This is a genomic window from Streptomyces sp. NPDC048337, from assembly GCF_043201175.1.
Lineage (GTDB): Bacteria > Actinomycetota > Actinomycetes > Streptomycetales > Streptomycetaceae > Streptomyces.
The window spans coordinates 63,876-77,627 of the sequence record NZ_JBICYR010000024.1 but is presented as its reverse complement, the minus strand read 5'-3'; the positions used below and the strand labels follow the sequence as shown (position 1 = coordinate 77,627).

The 13,752-nt window shown below is 70.0% G+C and carries 22 protein-coding genes; 11 read left to right on the top strand and 11 right to left on the bottom strand.

Annotated elements, in window-relative coordinates; translation table 11 throughout:
* Positions 1-49: 49 nt before the first annotated feature.
* The 5 genes from ACGFYU_RS30880 to ACGFYU_RS30860 all read right to left on the bottom strand — a co-directional run bounded on the left by ACGFYU_RS30880 (position 50) and on the right by ACGFYU_RS30860 (position 3,401).
* The gene (locus tag ACGFYU_RS30880) at positions 50-1,240 is read right to left on the bottom strand and encodes a DUF1648 domain-containing protein (RefSeq protein ID WP_393830604.1); all 1,191 of its coding nucleotides are present in this window, start codon (positions 1,238-1,240) and stop codon (positions 50-52) included.
* Positions 1,237-1,587, bottom strand: a complete 351-nt coding sequence (locus ACGFYU_RS30875; protein ID WP_393830603.1) for a GntR family transcriptional regulator — start codon at positions 1,585-1,587, stop codon at positions 1,237-1,239. Before ACGFYU_RS30875 ends, ACGFYU_RS30880 begins: the two co-directional genes overlap by 4 nt.
* Positions 1,588-1,836: 249 nt before the next feature.
* Positions 1,837-2,211: a hypothetical protein gene (locus ACGFYU_RS30870; protein WP_393830602.1), complete on the bottom strand. Its 375-nt coding sequence runs from the start codon at positions 2,209-2,211 to the stop codon at positions 1,837-1,839.
* Entirely contained in the window at positions 2,208-2,627 is a 420-nt protein-coding gene (locus ACGFYU_RS30865; RefSeq protein WP_393830601.1) for a hypothetical protein, read from the bottom strand. Before ACGFYU_RS30865 ends, ACGFYU_RS30870 begins: the two co-directional genes overlap by 4 nt.
* A 294-nt stretch (positions 2,628-2,921) precedes the next feature.
* Positions 2,922-3,401, bottom strand: coding sequence for an ATP-binding protein (locus ACGFYU_RS30860; protein ID WP_393830600.1), 480 nt, complete (start codon positions 3,399-3,401; stop codon positions 2,922-2,924).
* A 154-nt stretch (positions 3,402-3,555) separates the two neighbouring features.
* On the opposite strand from ACGFYU_RS30860, the gene ACGFYU_RS30855 reads away from it, so the two are divergent.
* The 10 genes from ACGFYU_RS30855 to ACGFYU_RS30810 all read left to right on the top strand — a co-directional run bounded on the left by ACGFYU_RS30855 (position 3,556) and on the right by ACGFYU_RS30810 (position 8,220).
* A complete protein-coding gene (locus ACGFYU_RS30855; RefSeq protein WP_393830599.1) occupies positions 3,556-4,413 on the top strand; it encodes a helix-turn-helix transcriptional regulator in 858 nt (285 codons plus the stop codon).
* Positions 4,410-4,595 (top strand): DUF397 domain-containing protein, encoded by a 186-nt coding sequence (locus tag ACGFYU_RS30850; protein ID WP_393830598.1) that lies wholly within the window; start codon positions 4,410-4,412, stop codon positions 4,593-4,595. Before ACGFYU_RS30855 ends, ACGFYU_RS30850 begins: the two co-directional genes overlap by 4 nt.
* Positions 4,592-4,780 (top strand): DUF397 domain-containing protein, encoded by a 189-nt coding sequence (locus ACGFYU_RS30845; protein ID WP_393830597.1) that lies wholly within the window; start codon positions 4,592-4,594, stop codon positions 4,778-4,780. The genes ACGFYU_RS30850 and ACGFYU_RS30845 overlap by 4 nt, the downstream gene beginning before the upstream one ends.
* Complete coding sequence (locus ACGFYU_RS30840) at positions 4,777-5,052, top strand: hypothetical protein (RefSeq protein ID WP_393830596.1); 276 nt, start codon at positions 4,777-4,779, stop codon at positions 5,050-5,052. The genes ACGFYU_RS30845 and ACGFYU_RS30840 overlap by 4 nt, the downstream gene beginning before the upstream one ends.
* A gap of 53 nt (positions 5,053-5,105) precedes the next feature.
* Positions 5,106-5,540, top strand: a complete 435-nt coding sequence (locus ACGFYU_RS30835; protein ID WP_393830595.1) for a hypothetical protein — start codon at positions 5,106-5,108, stop codon at positions 5,538-5,540.
* Positions 5,537-6,928 (top strand): hypothetical protein, encoded by a 1,392-nt coding sequence (locus ACGFYU_RS30830; RefSeq protein WP_393830594.1) that lies wholly within the window; start codon positions 5,537-5,539, stop codon positions 6,926-6,928. Before ACGFYU_RS30835 ends, ACGFYU_RS30830 begins: the two co-directional genes overlap by 4 nt.
* Positions 6,925-7,245: a hypothetical protein gene (locus tag ACGFYU_RS30825; protein WP_393830593.1), complete on the top strand. Its 321-nt coding sequence runs from the start codon at positions 6,925-6,927 to the stop codon at positions 7,243-7,245. Before ACGFYU_RS30830 ends, ACGFYU_RS30825 begins: the two co-directional genes overlap by 4 nt.
* Complete coding sequence (locus ACGFYU_RS30820; protein ID WP_393830592.1) at positions 7,242-7,562, top strand: hypothetical protein; 321 nt, start codon at positions 7,242-7,244, stop codon at positions 7,560-7,562. Before ACGFYU_RS30825 ends, ACGFYU_RS30820 begins: the two co-directional genes overlap by 4 nt.
* A gap of 68 nt (positions 7,563-7,630) precedes the next feature.
* On the top strand, positions 7,631-7,930 hold the full coding sequence (locus tag ACGFYU_RS30815; protein WP_393830591.1) for a DUF6247 family protein: 300 nt from the start codon (positions 7,631-7,633) through the stop codon (positions 7,928-7,930).
* Positions 7,927-8,220: a hypothetical protein gene (locus tag ACGFYU_RS30810; protein ID WP_393830590.1), complete on the top strand. Its 294-nt coding sequence runs from the start codon at positions 7,927-7,929 to the stop codon at positions 8,218-8,220. Before ACGFYU_RS30815 ends, ACGFYU_RS30810 begins: the two co-directional genes overlap by 4 nt.
* Positions 8,221-8,293: 73 nt before the next feature.
* On the opposite strand, the gene ACGFYU_RS30805 is transcribed toward ACGFYU_RS30810, so the two are convergent.
* From ACGFYU_RS30805 to ACGFYU_RS30785, 5 genes are all read right to left on the bottom strand, one after another.
* Positions 8,294-9,619: a dicarboxylate/amino acid:cation symporter gene (locus tag ACGFYU_RS30805; protein WP_393830589.1), complete on the bottom strand. Its 1,326-nt coding sequence runs from the start codon at positions 9,617-9,619 to the stop codon at positions 8,294-8,296.
* A gap of 423 nt (positions 9,620-10,042) precedes the next feature.
* Positions 10,043-10,315 (bottom strand): DUF4229 domain-containing protein, encoded by a 273-nt coding sequence (locus ACGFYU_RS30800; protein WP_393830625.1) that lies wholly within the window; start codon positions 10,313-10,315, stop codon positions 10,043-10,045.
* Between the two features lie 130 nt (positions 10,316-10,445).
* Positions 10,446-10,970 carry a GNAT family N-acetyltransferase gene (locus ACGFYU_RS30795; RefSeq protein WP_393830588.1) on the bottom strand — a complete coding sequence of 175 codons (525 nt, stop codon included), beginning with the start codon at positions 10,968-10,970 and terminating at the stop codon, positions 10,446-10,448.
* A gap of 111 nt (positions 10,971-11,081) precedes the next feature.
* Positions 11,082-12,245 (bottom strand): aminofutalosine synthase MqnE, encoded by a 1,164-nt coding sequence (mqnE, locus tag ACGFYU_RS30790; RefSeq protein ID WP_382642574.1) that lies wholly within the window; start codon positions 12,243-12,245, stop codon positions 11,082-11,084.
* 60 nt (positions 12,246-12,305) lie between these two features.
* On the bottom strand, positions 12,306-12,761 hold the full coding sequence (locus tag ACGFYU_RS30785) for an Lrp/AsnC family transcriptional regulator (protein ID WP_393830587.1): 456 nt from the start codon (positions 12,759-12,761) through the stop codon (positions 12,306-12,308).
* 121 nt (positions 12,762-12,882) lie between these two features.
* Between ACGFYU_RS30785 and ACGFYU_RS30780 the strand changes: the two genes are divergently transcribed.
* Complete coding sequence (locus tag ACGFYU_RS30780; RefSeq protein WP_393830626.1) at positions 12,883-13,011, top strand: hypothetical protein; 129 nt, start codon at positions 12,883-12,885, stop codon at positions 13,009-13,011.
* A 2-nt stretch (positions 13,012-13,013) separates the two neighbouring features.
* On the opposite strand, the gene ACGFYU_RS30775 is transcribed toward ACGFYU_RS30780, so the two are convergent.
* A complete protein-coding gene (locus tag ACGFYU_RS30775; protein ID WP_393830586.1) occupies positions 13,014-13,685 on the bottom strand; it encodes a UbiX family flavin prenyltransferase in 672 nt (223 codons plus the stop codon).
* Between the last annotated feature and the right edge of the window lie 67 nt (positions 13,686-13,752).

The window sequence follows — 13,752 nt, the reverse complement described above, 5'->3', positions numbered from 1 at the left end:
GCTCGCAGACCGGCGGGCCCTGGGCCTGAGTACGCGTACTCAGAACACCTCAGACTGAACGAACCTCCGCCGAAACGGAGTTCAGCAGCGCGGCCCCGCGATCGGCGTCGTCCACACTCACCGCGAAGTCCTTGCCCTTGGAGCGGACGACCAGGCAGGGGCCGCCCCGCAACATCACGGTCGTACCGAGCCCGCTCAGCCGGTACCCCCAGCCGCCCACCTGGACCGGTCTGCGGTCCTCCACCCGAGCCGACTCCACGTCCGGCGCGGCCCAGCGCCGCACGGGCCACCCGAGCGGCCCGAAGGCCACCTCCAGGCCCTTCCCCGTGACCCGCGCCTGCACGGAGGAGCACGCGAGGACGAGCAGGGACGCGAGGCCGAGCGGCGCGACCAGCCCCCAGGCCGCCGACCCGACCAGCCCGCCCACCCCGGCCAGCGCGGCACCGGCCGCCGCGAGCCCGGTGACGGCCGCGATCAGCCGGAGCCACGGGTTCGAGGTCCGCGCGAGCCACACGAACCGCTCGCCGGCGGGGATGTCCATGCCGGCGGCCTCCCGGCCGGGGGTCCCGGCGCCGGGGGCCTCCCGGCCCGGGGCCTCCACGCCGGGGGCCTCCACGCCCGGGGCCGCCCCGCCCGGGATCTCCACGCCGGAGGCCTCCCCGCCCGGGGCCTCCCGGCCCGGGGGCTTCGCGCCGGGGGTCTCTGTGCCAGCGGCCCCCATGCCCGCGGCACCCGCCCCCGCGGCACCCATCGCTCCGGCACTCGTCCCCGCGGCACCCACGCCCGCGGCACCCGCGCCCGTCGGCGCCCCAGGCGCGTCCGCGCGCCGCCGGTGGTCCACCAGCACCCCGGCCGTGCCCGCCAGGGCCGCCGCCCCGACCACAGCCGCCACCAACCAGCCGTTCAGCGCCCCGGCCTGCCGCCAGTCCCCGCGATCCAGGTCCAGGTTGGCCCGTACGATCACCGCCTGCGCGCCCGCCAGCAGCACCCCGCCGGGAAGCAGCACGCTCGCGGCCCACCGCCGGGCGAGGACGACCCCCAGCACGAGCACGGCCCACACCGCCGCCGGGAACACGATCGCCCCCCAGAGCGGCATGGACCCGTCCGGCTGCCCGGAGCCGCCCCAGTGGGTGGCCACCGGGTCCGGCAACCGCCCGCCCGCCGCGAGCGGCAGCGCGACGATGAGCGCCGGCACCCCGCCCGCCCAGCCGCCGACCGCCCACGCTTTCCCGCCCCTCATGCCGACGCCTCCCTGATCAGCTCAACAAGATCGTCCTTGCCGTAGCCGAGGCGGGCCGCGTCGGCCACCAGCTCCCGTACCCGCTCCAGCAGCACCGACCGCCCGTCCGCCCCACCGGCCACGGTCACCCCGCGCCCGCGCCGGAACTCCAGCACCCCCTCGTCCCGCAGGGCGCGAAGCCCCCGCAGGACGGTGTTGGCGTTGACCCCGAGCGCCTGCGCGAGGTCCCGCGCGGGCGGCAGTCGGTCCCCCGGCGCACACTCCCCGTCGGCGATGGCCCGCCGGATGGCCCCCGCGACCTGCTCGTGCAGGGGCCGGGTGTCCGCGGTGTTCAACCTCAGCAACATGGTGCCAATTACGCTAGCACCATTCCCCCCAAGGCGCGATGCCGGTCGGCAAAGGTCCCCGGGGTGCGGCATAGCGGGGGCGGCGGAGGAGCACGCGACGTCGCGTCCAGGTGCGGGCCATGGGAACGCCTGGCGAAGGGGTGCGGATCGGCGGCCCAGCTGGCCTGCGGAGCCGTGATCCCATTGGGCCCCGTCCGCGCGAACCCCGTCATGCCGCTGCATTTTGGGGTTTGACAGCCAGAGGCTGCCCTACGCGATGCGCGCCGGATCAGCCCGACGGCAGTCCCCACACCGGGAGCCCGGTTCCGGAGCCCGGAAAGCGCGCTCGCAGCCGTCGCAAGTCTGCAAGGGGTCGGGCCGCCTCACTGCCCGTACGGCCGGGGCCGCCGGGGCGGGCGGCGGCACCCAGGCCTTCAGGCGGTAGCCGATGAGGGCCGCCGGGTGGCGGAGGTCGTCGGGAATCCGTGAGGCCAGGACGTGCCGCACGGCCTCGGGATCCGCCCCGCGGTCCAGCCAGTCGGCCACGCCGGGCGCGAGCCGCTTCACGTCCCGCTCCGGCAGCAGCAGCCGGGGATCCTCGCTCCGCAACCGCGCGAGCAGCGCTTCGGCCTCCGGCCGGTTCACCGGGGGCGGCGGTGGCGGTACGGTCCACCCCGGATCGGGGCCCGGCTCCGGCGAGGCCTCCACCTCCGGCGCGGCACAGGGCACGGCAACCGCTCCGGCTCCCCAACCGGCTCGGGGGCGGCCACGGGCTCCGACCCATGGGGCACCTCGGGAACCCTACGCGCGGTCGGCCGGTTGTAGGACACGGTCCGCGTCACCACCTGCCCGCCGGCCAGCCGCACCCGCGTCCGCTCCAGGTACCCGTACGCCTCCAACTCCCGCAGCGCGGCGGCGATCCGTACCTCCCCCTCCCGGAAGCGCTCGGTCAGCCGCTTGATGCTGACGCGGGCGCCGGTCGGCAGTGACTGGATGTGGGTGGCGAGGCCGATCGCGACGAGCGACAGCGAGCGGTGCTGGGCGAGGTGGTTACCGATCACAACGTAGTGATCGGCGTGCCGCACGTTGACGTGGACGACACCGGATTGGGCGGTCCCGGCACGAACACGGGACGAGGCGCGCAAAGCACCGCTAAGCTTCTGCAGAGCCATAAGGGAAGCCGCTTACTTCCTACTTGGTCAGGCCCTCGACCGGGATGCCAGTCCCGCCGGGGGCCGTCTCATGTCTGATGTTGTGGGCCGAGCATATGCCCGGCAACCACGCCGAAATCCAGCCCAGTTGGCACAGTTCACCCGTGTGAGTTACGGGGAGCCGGAGGGGTGGGTTGGGTGGATTTACCTCGGTGATTTAGGGGTTGCATCCGAGCGCACCGGGTCCCGGTTCCCCGCGTCACGGTCTTGCCACCCGGCCGCCACATCCACCTCCGCCCACACCGACTTGCACGGCGGCAGCCCCCGATCCACCCCCCACCGATCGGCGACCGCCTCCACCAGCACCAGCCCCCGGCCGCCGCCCTCCACACCCCCGCCCGAGTCGCGAGGAACCGGGACCCGGTCACCACGGGTGTCGACGACCTCGATCAGCAGCACGCCACCCCCCACCGTGAGCAGCATCCGGAAGTCCCGCCCGGGCGCGCGCCCATGGGTCACGGCATTGGCGGCGAGCTCGGCCACGATGAGCGCGGGCCCCTCCGAGGGCACCCCCCACTCGACCGACTTCTCGACGGCGAGCCGCCGGGCCTGACGGGCCCCGCGGGGCGTGGCGGCGAGCTGGGCGGCGAACCAGCCCTCGAAGTCACAGATTTGAGCGTTCACGTGACTGAGCGTGGCGATTCCTGCGTACCGTGGGAAGCGATACCGCTCTTGCGTCCCGCCTTTGTCCGGACGCTGTCCGGTCCTGTCCCGGCTGTCCCACGGGGCCTCTGGGCAGAGGGCGTTGAGGAAATCGATGCGTCGGAGGTGGGCAGGCATGACGGTGGACAGCGACGGTACGGAAGACGCGAGCTGGGACGTGGACCCCCAGGACGAGCAGGGGATCGCGGTCCTGACCGCACTCGGCCGCCAGCTCAAGGCATGGCGGGAAGAAGCGGGCATGCGCGCCGCCGACTTCGGCACAGCCATTGGGTACGGGGAGGACCTGGTCCGCAAGGTCGAGGGCGGGAAGCGGATCCCCCGGCCCGAGTACCTGGACAAGGCGGACGAAGTACTGAACGCGGGCGGCAAGGTCGCCGCGATGAAGGCAGACACGGAACAGATCCGCTACCCGGCGAAGGTCAGGGACCTGGTCAAGATGGAACGCCAGGCGGTCGAGCTTTCCGCTTACCGAAGCCACACCATCCATGGCCTGTTGCAGACGGACGACCACGCGCGGGCCATGTTCGAGATGTGGCAGCCGCCGCAGACCAAGGAAGTGGTGGAACGTGGAATGGCCGCCCGGACAGCCCGCCGGTCGATCTTCGAACGCGCTCCGGCGCCCGCGCTCTGCTTCGTCCAAGAAGAGGTGACCCTACGACGCCGGATCGGAGGGACAATGGTGCTGCGGGCGCAACTCGAACACCTTCTGGAGATCGCCGAGTTGCGTCACGTCACGATCCAGGTAATGCCCACCGATCTCGAAGAGCACGCCGGGATGGGTGGTTTGATCCAGATCCTGAAGTTCGCGGACGGATCGGCAGTAGGGCGCTCAGAGGGTGCGTTCAATGGCCGCCCCGTCTCCGATCCGAGGCGACTCCGGATTCTTGAGCAGTGCCATGCCATGATCCGGTCCCAGGCTCTTCCGCTTCGGGAGTCCGTTGCATTTATCGAGCAAGTACTGGGAGAGACATGATCCACAAAGCGGAGCTGGAGTGGCGCAAGAGCAGCTACAGCGACACCGGTGACGTCAACGACTGCGTCGAGGTGGCCAACACTCCCACCACGACCCATGTCCGCGACTCCAAGAACACCGGACTGCCTCACCTGACGTTCACGCCGACCGCCTGGTCGGAGTTTGTGAGGTGTGCCTCATGACCGCCATCCCCGAGCTGGACTGGTTCAAGAGCAGCTATAGCAGCGGCAGCGAGGGGGACTCCTGCGTCGAGGTGGCGAACACCTCGGCCACGATCCACGTCCGCGACTCCAAGGACACCACACAGCCCCACCTCGCCTTCACCCCCCACACCTGGGCCGGATTCATCGCGCACGCCGGCGGATGACCTCCCGCCACAACCGCGGCTGGCCCCAATGGGTGTTGGGGGTGCCGCTCGCCCTCGTCTACGTCCTCGCGGCGCTCTTCTTCCTCAACACGCTCACCCTGGACGGGCCCCGCGAGGACATCGCGACGAGCACCCACGCCGTCACGCTCCTCAGCGCCATCGCGCTGCTGATCACGCTCGCCCCAGCGCTCCGCCGCACGCTCGGCCGGTGGTGGTACGCCGTACCGCTGCTCCTGACGGCGGTGGCCTTCATCCGGTTGGCCACCGTCTGATCCGTATTAACATCATCACGCACAAGCGGATCGTTCAACTCCGGGGGGAGCAGATGTCGTTCGACGCGGAGTGGGCGCAGCACAAGGCCGACGCCCAAACCGGCATGCGACTCAACCACGTGGCTCCCGAAGCAAGCGGCAGCGGCGCGGCGGGCAGCCTGCTGGCCGGGGTCGGGTCCATCAACGGCAACGCGAACCTCCTCATCGAGATCGCCGCGCTCCTGCACGAGGGCCGCCCGGACGGCGACGCGAGCACGATGGCCCGCGCACCCCGGGCGCACGCGGACGTCGCGGCCCAGGCCCTCCACTTCGCACGGTTCGCCGACGACCAGTTCAAGGACACGATCGCCCTGTTCGCCGGCCTGGCCACCCGTCTGAAGACGACCGGAACCGACTTCGCCCACGTGGACGACGGCACCGCCGCGTCCTTCCTCAGAACCATCGTGGAGACGGGTGTGTACCTGAAGCCGGAGGACAAGGACAGATGAGCGGCGGCCTCAGCCACCACAGCGACGTCCGGTTCCTGGAGGAGTGCAACCCTGCTCTCGTCGAGCGCAATGCCGCCGAGTTCCGCAGGCTGCGCGACCTCCTCGTCCAGGTCGAGGAACCCGCCCGACGCGCGGAAACCCGTACCAAATGGGAGAGCGACGGCAGCAAGACGTACGTGTCACGCCTCGCCGACGCACGGCAGTTGGTCACCCACATGGCCGAGGGCTACGACAAGGCCGCAAGCGCACTGCACGCCTACGCCGCGGCCCTGACCACCGCCAAGTCCCACCTCTCCAACGGCAAGCGCTCGGAACGGGCACTCGCCGCACTCATCGGCACCAAGGGCACGGCGATCACCAAGACGGCGCAGCAGGCGGAACCCATGCGCCAGTGGGAGGACATGCGGGCAACGACCGGGGTCATGGACTTCTTCGCCGAGCTGACGATGGACGTTGACGACATCCGGGACGAGGCCAACCGCCTCCACAACGACGCGGGCGGCAGCTTCCACCTGGCGAAGACAGTCGAGCAGGAGGCGCGGGACACCTGCGTGCACGCGCTGAAGCAGGCCTACGAGCTGATGCCCGCTCTCAGGGTCATGGGCGTCGACAAGCGGCCCGACCTGTACGCCGCCATGGCCGACCTCCGCCGGGAGGGGGAGGAGGCGCGCGGCAACCCGCTGACCCACCTGCCGGGCAGCGGCCCGAAGCGGGAGATACACGGGGCCGTCGGGGACACCTACATGTCACCGGAGCTGAAGGACATCCGGATGAAGGTCGCCGGACTGCCGGAAGCGGAGGACATGTACTGGAACCCGCCGGACGGCGACAAGGAGAAGGCCGAGTGGATCTCCCACAACAAGGAGATCCTCAGGGCGGCCGCGCGGCACGCTGGGCTGCCCGAGGAACTGGTCGCGGGCATCGCCTGGAACGAGGTCTCCGGACAGGCCGGGTATATCGACGACATCACCGATGACCTGCGCTGGACGGCCGAGTTCCCGCTGAGTCCCATCGCTCCCGAGAGCCTTCCCTCGCGGCTGGGCGGAGTGCCGGACCAGACGTCCTTCGGCCCGATCGCCATCCAGCTGCGGCGCGGTGCGGAAGTACTCGGCTACGACCCGGCCCACCTCACCGAGGCCCAGCGGGCTCTCGTGGAGGAGTCGCTCCAGGACCCGAAGCAGAACGCCTTCATCGCCGCCGGCTTCCTGGCCCAGATCAAGGCGGAGACCGGGTTCGCGGACGTCCCGGCCCACCAGCTGACCGACGCCCAGATGCGGGAGATCGCCGCCCGCTACAACGGCGGCCCGTACTGGCAGTCGGAGAAGGCCCAGAACTACGGCGATGATTTCAGGGACGGTCTCGGCAAGGTGAAGGACGCGATGCGATGACGTTCCGCCGGGAGAGCATCGACCTGCCCGAGGACCAGGGCTGCCTCCGATGGGTGCTTGGGCTCCCGCTCGGGATCGTCCACGCGGTCAATGCCTTCTTCGTGTACAGCGCCCTTCGCTACGGTCCACAGGCCGAATGGGACGACCAGGGGTACGCCGGGACCACCGCGGTCTGTCTCGTTGCCCTCGGCCTGAGCCTGATCAGTCTGCTGATCACCCTCATCCCGACGTTCCGCCGGACCCTGGGCCTGTGGTGGTTCGTCCCGCCGGTCGTCCTGGGGGTGATCGCGTGGGTGCGTATCGCAACGCTCGGATGAGGCTCCCTCGCGAGAACATCGACCTGCCCGAGGACCGGGGCTGCCTCCAGTGGGTCCTGGGCGTTCCGCTCGGGCTCATCCACCTGCTGAACGCATTCGTCGTTTATGGCGTGACGGCCTACGGACCACAGGGCGAATGGGACGACCGCGGCTACACCAGGATCGCCGCGGGGTGTTTCATGGCGCTCTGCCTGAGCGTGCTCGGCCTGCTGATCACCCTCATACCGAGCGTCCGCCGGACCATGGGCCCGTGGTGGTTCGCCCCGCCCCTCGTCCTCGGGGCGGTCGCGTGGATCCGCATGGCAACGCTGGAGTAGACATGCCGCAGCCCCACCTGCCCTCGCTATATTGGCCCCACAGGCGACCGGGCCATCAGGAGGCAGCAATGACCGCTCAGCACGCCGACCAGCCCGCCCGCCCGAACACCACGTACCCGCTGCGCACCATCGGGGACATCCGAGCAGCGCTGCGGCAGGGCCAGGGGTTTCCCAACGACAGAGCGGACTTCGAGGCGGATCTGACGCGTGCCCTTGAGGCATCCTCGGATCTCGATCTCGGTGCCGTCGCGGACGTCATCCGGGACTATCGGGGACGCATCCTGCTGCACTCCGACCCGGCCTTCGAGGCCGCTCTGGCCGAGGGCATCGACCTGACTCAGCAGATGAAGGCGGAGGGGTCCCGTTGAGCGATGCGGGTGTGATCGCCGCTGTCACCGAACGGGCTCGGCTGACCGCGAAATCACTCGGTCCTACCGCCGAGACCGCTGTCGAGAATCTCCGGCTCGAACTGGAGCGGTCCCCCCGCCTGGGTGTGCTGGTCAGAGCGCAGCAGCACACGGAGATCTACAAGACCCGCATCGAGGGACGAGGTGACATGCCCGGCTTGGCCGTGGCGTACGTCTACACCCCTCAGCCGCCGCCACAGACCGTGGCGATCGTGTCGTTGGTCCCGGACGACACCTCAACCGACAGCTAGCAGCCGCAACACGCCACAGCCCCCGCCCGGACGGGGGCGGGGGCTGCGGCGAGTGCGGGACGCGCGGGTGGGGTCAGGCCGCGACGGCGACCGGGGCCGGGGTGGTGGCCGGGTCGTCCAGCGGGGAGGAGGAGGCGTTGGCGTAGGCCTCCTTGTCGAGGATGCCCTCCCGGGCCGACACGATGACCGGGATCAGAGCCTGCCCGGCCACGTTCGTGGCGGTGCGCATCATGTCCAGGATCGGGTCGATCGCCATCAGCAGGCCGACGCCCGCCAGCGGCAGGCCCAGCGTGGAGAGGGTCAGCGTCAGCATGACCGTGGCGCCCGTCAGGCCGGCCGTCGCCGCGGAGCCGATGACCGAGACGAAGACGATGAGCAGGTACTCCTTGATGCCCAGCTGCACGTCGAAGATCTGCGCGATGAAGATGGCGGCGAGGGCCGGGTAGATCGCGGCGCAGCCGTCCATCTTGGTGGTGGCGCCGAACGGGACGGCGAAGGAGGCGTACTCCTTCGGGACGCCGAGGCGCTCGGTGACCTTCTGGGTGACCGGCATCGTGCCGACCGAGGAGCGGGAGACGAAGGCCAGCTGGATGGCCGGCCAGGCGCCCTTGAAGAACTGCAGCGGGCTGACCTTGGCGACCGTGGCGAGGAGGAGGGGGTAGACGCCGAACAGGACCAGCGCGCAGCCGATGTAGATGTCGGCGGTGAAGGTGGCGTACTTGCCGATGAGGTCCCAGCCGTAGGTGGCGATCGCGGTGCCGATCAGGCCGATGGTGCCGATCGGGGCGAGGCGGATGACCCACCACAGGGCCTTCTGGAGGAGCTCCAGGGCGGACTCGGCGAGGTCCAGGACCGGCTTGGCCTTCGCGCCCAGCTGGAGGGCGGCGATGCCGGCGACGACGGCGAGGAAGACGATCTGAAGGACCTTCAGCTCCGTGAACGGCGTGACGATGTCCGTCGGGACGATGCCGGTGAGGAAGTCGATCCAGGAGCCGGTCTTCTTCGGGTCCTTGCCGTCGGCGGCGGTGAGGCCGGTGCCGGAGCCCGGGTCGGTCAGCAGGCCGATGGCGATGCCGATGCCGACCGCGATCAGCGAGGTGATCATGAACCAGAGGAGGGTCCGGGAGGCGAGGCGCGCCGCGTTGTTCACCTTCCGCAGGTTGGTGATCGACACCAGGATCGCGAAGAAGACGAGTGGGGCGATGGCCAGCTTCAGCAGCTGGATGAAGATGTCGCCGACCTTCTCCAGGGTGGTGCCGAGCCAGCTGATGTCCTGGCTGCGGGCGAGCCAGCCGAACAGGACACCGAGCACCAGACCGACGATGATCTGGGCCCAGAAGGGGAATTTGAACGAGGCCTTGGCGGGGGCCTGCTGGTTCGCGGACGCGGACACGGACACTCTCCGGGGGTGACGCACAGAGAACTACTGGCGGATGGTTCTGCGGGGGATGGCGCTGGACGCTGGGCGCTGGTCTGGCGGTGCGACAGCCGGGAAGTGCCGGCGGCCGGGACCACTGCCGTATCGATTCAGCTGGACAAGCTCACAAGCTCAACGACAACGGCAACAGGCCGCGGACACGCGGCGGCAGAGGTCGACGTGCAGGCGCGCCACGAGCGGGACGCTCGTGGTCATCGGGTGCGCAACTGTGGTCAACATGTTGAACACGCTAACACTTACGCTTTGAGAATCTCAAAGGCGTTCTTTGAGACAGGGGCGCACGAGGCCCTCTTGCGCCTCCCCGGAAAACGCGAACACCCCAGCGTTACGGGCGGTATCCCCGGCGCTGAGGCGGTTCGGTGTGTGATGAAGCTAACGGGACCCCTACGGGTTCACGCGGGCCGCGTCGTCCGCCAGGTCCTCCTGGCTGCGGTTCGCGGCGAGCTTCTGCTTCGCACCCGCGACGCGGCCGGCGATCTGCTCGGACATCTCGTCACGCTGCTTGCGCAGCAGCACGAAGGAGAGCGGCGCGGAGATGACGAGGGCGAGCAGCACGACCCAGGCGAAGTTCGCGTCGCCGAGTCCGGCGGGGACCCACCCGATACGGACCAGTGCCGCGACGAGGACGAGGCACCCGACGAAGATCCCCAGACGCATCGCGGTGTAGCGGATCGTCGCGCTCGGCTTGAGGGACACGGTGACCCCTTCTCTCTCGTCGTTCTACGTGGGCTCGTGGTGCCCATCCAGTGAAGCACGCCGGGCCCCGGCCCCGGCCGCCGCCCCGGGGTCAGCGCAGCGGCAGCAGCATCGTGATGTCGTCGCGGTCGTCGCCCGGGGCCGCGCGGATGGCGTCGGGGACGCGGCCGACCTCCTTGTAGCCGCAGGCCGCGTAGAAGTGCTCCAGGCCGTGGCCGCCGCGGCAGCCGAGGCGGATCGCGTCGATGCCCTCGATGGAGCGGGCCGCCGCCTCCGTCGCCGCCATCAGGTCGCGGCCGTAGCCCTTGCCCTGGTGGCGCGGGTGGACCATCACCGTGTACGCCCACACCCAGTGGAGCTGGAGCCGGTGCGTGTTGTGGGAGAGGAAGGCCGTAGCGGCCACCTCGCCCCGCTCGTCGTGGCCGACGAGGAGCCGCATGCCGCCGTCCGCGACCGCCGCCAGCTGCTTGATGAGGGCCGGGCGGATGTCGTCGGCGGCGACCGGGGGCACGAAGCCGACCGCGCCGCCCGCGTTGGTGACGTCCGTCCACAGGCTGAGGATTCCCGCGTGCAGGGCGGGGTCGACGACCGGATCCAGGGTGAAGGTAACAGGCACAGAGCGATATTACCTATTACGGCGAGGCGGCGTCCAGCACGACTGAGCCCCGATCCGGCCGGATCGGGGCTCAGTTCGTTCAGCGTGTCAGCGGCAGACCGCCGGGCCGGGTCAGACCCGCATCGCCTGCGGCGTCTCGCGCAGCCCCGCGTCCGGGCCCGGGTACTCGCGGATGATCTCGTAGCGCGTGTTGCGCTCGACCGGGCGGAAGCCCGCCTCGCGGATCAGGTCCAGGAGGTCCTCGCGGCCCAGCTTGTTCGGGGTGCCGTAGTTGTCCGCGTCGTGCGTGATCTTGTACTCGACGACCGAGCCGTCCATGTCGTCCGCGCCGTGCTGGAGCGCCAGCTGGGCGGTCTGCACGCCGTGCATCACCCAGAAGACCTTGACGTGCGGCACGTTGTCGAAGAGGAGGCGCGAGACTGCGAAGGTCTTCAGGGCCTCCGCGCCCGTCGCCATCGTCGTCCGCGCCTGCAGCTTGTTGCGGACCTTGCCGTCCTTCATGTCCACGAAGTCGTGCTGGTAGCGCAGCGGGATGAAGACCTGGAAGCCGCCGGTCTCGTCCTGCAGCTCGCGCAGCCGCAGCACGTGGTCCACGCGGTGGCGCGGCTCCTCGATGTGCCCGTAGAGCATCGTGCTCGGGGTCTTGAGGCCCTTCTCGTGCGCCAGGCGGTGGATGCGCGACCAGTCTTCCCAGTGGGTGCGGTGGTCGACGATGTGCTGCCGGACCTCCCAGTCGAAGATCTCCGCGCCGCCGCCCGTGAGGGACTCCAGACCGGCCTCGATCAGCTCGTCGAGGATGTCGGAGGCCGACATCCCCGAGATCGTCTCGAAGTGGTGGATCTCCGTCGCCGTGAACGCCTTCAGCGAGACGTTCGGCAGCGCCTTCTTCAGCTCGGAGAGCGAGCGCGGGTAGTAGCGCCACGGCAGGTTCGGGTGCAGGCCGTTGACGATGTGCAGCTCGGTGAGGTTCTCGTTCTCCATGGCCTTGGCCAGGCGCACGGCCTCCTCGATGCGCATCGTGTACGCGTCCTTCTCGCCCGGCTTGCGCTGGAACGAGCAGTACGCGCACGACGCGGTGCACACGTTCGTCATGTTGAGGTGGCGGTTGACGTTGAAGTGCACGACGTCGCCGTTCTTGCGCGTGCGCACCTCGTGGGCGAGGCCGCCCAGCCAGGCCAGGTCGTCGGACTCGTAGAGGGCGATGCCGTCCTCCCGGGTCAGCCGCTCGCCGGAGCGAACCTTCTCCTCCAGCTCGCGCTTGAGCCCAGCGTCCATCAGCCGGTCGCCTCCTCTAGATGCCTGCTACCTGTCCTGTAACCGCCACCCACCGTACTCTCAGCCCTCCTCGGGCAGATCCCCGACCCGGTTCTCCCACTTCGTCGACAGCACGATGGTGGTGCGGGTGCGCGAGACGCCCTTGGTGCTGGAGAGCTTGCGGATGATCTTCTCCAGGCCGTCCACGTCGCCGGCCCGCACCTTGAGCATGTACGAGTCGTCGCCCGCGATGAACCAGCAGTCCTCGATCTCCGCGAGGTCGCGCAGCCGCCGGGCCACGTCCTCGTGGTCCGCGGCGTCGGAGAGGGAGATGCCGATCAGCGCGGTGACGCCCATGCCGAGCGAGGCCGCGTCCACGGTCGCGCGGTAGCCGGTGATGACGCCGGCCGTCTCCAGCCGGTTGATGCGGTCGGTGACGCTGGGGCCGGAGAGGCCCACGAGACGGCCCAGCTCCGCGTACGAGGCACGACCGTTCTCGCGAAGTGCCTGGATGAGCTGCCTGTCCACCGTGTCCATTACGTGGAGCCTTCCATTATTCGGCGATCCTGCAAGTCTAGGTATAGAATCTAAGGCACACAGGGTCAACGCCCTGTGAATCTTTCAACAGATCAATGACGATCTTCAGGAGTGGTTCACCGTGTACACGATCGAGATGGCCTACGCACACATGCGACAGCTCCAGGAGCTGGCCAACCGATCCCGTGCCCACCAGCCCGCCGCCGCCAAGCGCGTCGACAAGACCCGCAAGCCGCGCACCACGAAGTAGCGCTACCCCGGAGGTCGGGCTCCACCGATCTCCCCCTCCCAACGGCGGTACAGCCGGTGCGGCACCCCTGCCGCGTCCAGCACCCGCCCCGCGACGAAGTCCACCAGATCCTGGATGTGCGTCGCGCCCGCGTAGAACGCCGGAGAGGCGGGCAGCACGATCGCGCCCGCCTCGTCCAGCGCCACCAGATGCCTCAGCGTCTGCCCGTTCAGCGGGGTCTCCCGCACCGCGACCACCAGCCGCCGCCGCTCCTTGAGCGTCACGCTCGCCACCCGCTGGAGCAGGTCCTTCGACAGTCCGAGCGCCACCCCCGCCACGCAGGCCGTGGACGCGGGGACGATGAGCATCCCCTTCACGGGGTACGAGCCCGAGCTCGGGCCGGCGGCCAGGTCCCCGGCGCCCCAGTACCGGACGTCGTCCAGCTCCGGCCGGGCGAAGGTCGCGGGCTTCCCGTCGGCCCCGCGCTCCAGCCACTCCCCCAGGTCCTCCCGCCAGTGCGCGTCACGGAAGGCGATGCCGGTCTCGTCCAGCAGGGTGAGCCGCGAGGCCCGGCTGACCACCAGGTCGACGCTCTCCCCCGCCGCGAGCAGCCCTCGGAGCACCGCCGCCGCGTACGGGGTCCCGGACGCCCCGGAAACCCCGACGACCCACGGGGTGCGCTTGCGCTCAGTCATACCTCCGAGACTATCCGGCCACCCCGGCCGGGCACTCGCTAAGGTGGCCGGACGTTCCAGGGGGTGG